This window comes from Flavivirga jejuensis, assembly GCF_030540765.1.
Classification (GTDB): domain Bacteria; phylum Bacteroidota; class Bacteroidia; order Flavobacteriales; family Flavobacteriaceae; genus Flavivirga; species Flavivirga jejuensis.
In genome coordinates this window covers 1-2589 of sequence record NZ_JAUOEL010000026.1, presented here as the reverse complement: position 1 = coordinate 2589, position 2589 = coordinate 1, and the positions used below count along the sequence as shown (strand labels likewise).

The window sequence follows — 2589 nt, the reverse complement described above, 5'->3', positions numbered from 1 at the left end:
TTTTCATTATTTCTTTTTTTGAAATGTTTAAATTAATGATACAAAACAACAAATATTTAAAATCACTAATTGGTCAATCGACATCACAAATCATTCAATTATTTTAAATTACAGTAGTATAAACCTGAGTTCGAAGTAAGAAAAATGAGATTGTTTTTTTCAAAACACTGTTTATAAGACGTTTATATCAAAAAAAAATGGATTTTAGATATCTGAAACATATTCAACTCTATTAGTTTCAAGCTAAAAACCAATAGACATACCATCTTATTCCTTAAATTATCATAAACTAGCTAGATAGTCTATAATAATTATAAGTTGAATCTAACATATTTATTGACTTTTTCTATGATCCTTACATCAAACTCAGGTTTATAAATAACTTATTGCGGGCATCAATATTTGTGGCACACTGTAGTTTCCTGCTGGCAGGTACGGCTAAAATTCGCCCATATTTCGTTACTTTTTTATGCTTAACGATGCTATGCTTTTCAAAAAGTGTATCATCTGAACAAATTTTATCTCATTTTCGGTTAAAAACAAAAAGTCAAGATGAGTTCATTATTAAAGGTTAAATTTTATAGTTCGATTTCTTTTTTTTAATTAATCGAACAAAATTTAACCATAATAAAACTATAAACGTAAACATAGTCAATATAGTCGCATAATATAACTTAGGGCTTAACATATTACCCAAAAGTTCTTTCTTATTTTCTATGGTACCACTATTTTGTTTGCTAGACGTAATTTCAATGATATGCTCTTTGTCATCTATTCTTCTTTGTATCTCAACTAATTGTTGTCTTAGCTCCAATTCTTTATTATAAAGTTCAAACTCTTTTGTAGAACTTTCATTTCCATTATTAGCATCTATAGTAATTTTGGATTGGGGTTCTTTATTGTTTTCTGCCAATTTTATTATCGCTCTTTGGTAAACAGCTAACAATGTATCCGACTTAACTAAGGCTTTAGAAATTGCAGAGGCCTTGTCTGTTAATTCCTTTAAATCCTTTCTTTGTTCTCTTTTAAAATAAGCATTCGAATTAATATTGGCCATAATACTAAGAAACACCATCTTAAAATTATTTTGCTCTTTTGCTTTAATTGTTATTTGTTGGTATTGGTGGTGGTAATCCTCAGAGTTCTTTAAAAATGCCTTATAATCTAATGTTTTAGCTAATGTTGTATCAAGTGTTTGAAGATACTTATCAAACTCTTGAAGTTTTCGATTCTCACCACTTGCAGGTTCTATTTCAAAATTCAAAATAGATCTTGTCTCGTCCGATGTAATCCCCAAAATAGACTCTAAAGCACTTTTATCTTGCTTTACTAAGTCGTTATAATAGCTAATTGTATTATATAAATATTCCCCTGTCTTATAGTTTTGTTTTACTGTAATATGAGACCTATAGATAGGTTCTGATGTTTTTTCTAATACTATTCCCAAGATAACACCTGTAATGCCAGCGATAAAAAGCTTTATAATATGTTTCTTTACAAAAAATACTAACCAAGCAAATGCTGCTAAAAGTTTATTGAAAACGTTCCCTATTAAATGAAAGAAATTGCTAAAAGCATTCTCTTTTAGCTTAAAAAGTTGTCCTAAATCTACTTCTTCAAGTTGCTCTATCTGTGGCAAATCTTTGCTCATAATTATTATGTACTAATAAGTATTTGTTTTAATATCGTTATAACAGAAAACCTGTATTTCTCTTTTATTATATAAATAGATTGTTGTCTATACCTATATATGGGTATTATAAAAAACACCCCCCAAAGCATTAAGCCTTGGAGGATTGCTAAAAAACGCTGGTTTTCTATATGTCCCAAACCCCTAACGTTATACTTTATTCATTAAAACAACTTCCTGCAGTTGGTAACTGTGCGGTTGCTAAACCAGAATTAAAACTAAAGCTTGTGCAATTTGTTACATTATCGGTAGCCCAACTAGAAAGGTTCTGGTTGAAGACACCGGCTCCATAAAACATATAAGTCATATACTCCACTGAGCTAACATCCCAATTACCAATGTCCTGGTTAAAGGCACTGGCTTCGTTAAACATACCAGACATATCCTCTACAGAGCTAACATCCCAATTACCAATATCTTGGTTGAAGGCACTGGCTCCATTAAACATAGAAGACATATACTCCACTGAGCTAACATCCCAACTACCAATATCTTGGTTGAAGGCACTGGCTCCATTAAACATAGAAGACATATACTTCACTGAGCTAACATCCCAATTACCAATATCTTGGTTGAAGGCACTGGCTTCTCTAAACATAGAAAACATATTAGTTACCTGGCTTAAATCCGGAACATCTGTGGCATTGCAAGTAAGGTTTGTACAATATGCAAATGCCCCTTCCATACTCTTCCACTGTATATCTCCCCAACTCTCTATCGTCTGGAGTTTGGCTGCTATGGCTTCCATTTCGGCTTCGTTATCAAAATAAATCGCAGGGAAATCTCCTGTTATCGATACCGTGTGAATACCTGCTGTGGCATACTGGTGGGGTGCATCGCCTGTTAACCCACTCTCGGTACTGCCATCTCCCCAATCTATATCATAACTATAGCCTGTG

2 protein-coding genes are annotated in these 2589 nt (G+C 32.3%); both read right to left on the bottom strand.

Translation table 11 applies throughout. The features are described from left to right. Positions 1-571 precede the first annotated feature (571 nt). Positions 572-1651 carry a hypothetical protein gene (locus Q4Q40_RS23990; RefSeq protein WP_303304591.1) on the bottom strand — a complete coding sequence of 360 codons (1080 nt, stop codon included), beginning with the start codon at positions 1649-1651 and terminating at the stop codon, positions 572-574. A 196-nt stretch (positions 1652-1847) separates the two neighbouring features. Then, positions 1848-2589, bottom strand: a 742-nt coding sequence (locus Q4Q40_RS23985) for a BspA family leucine-rich repeat surface protein (RefSeq protein WP_303304590.1), incomplete at its 5' end; no start/stop codon positions are given.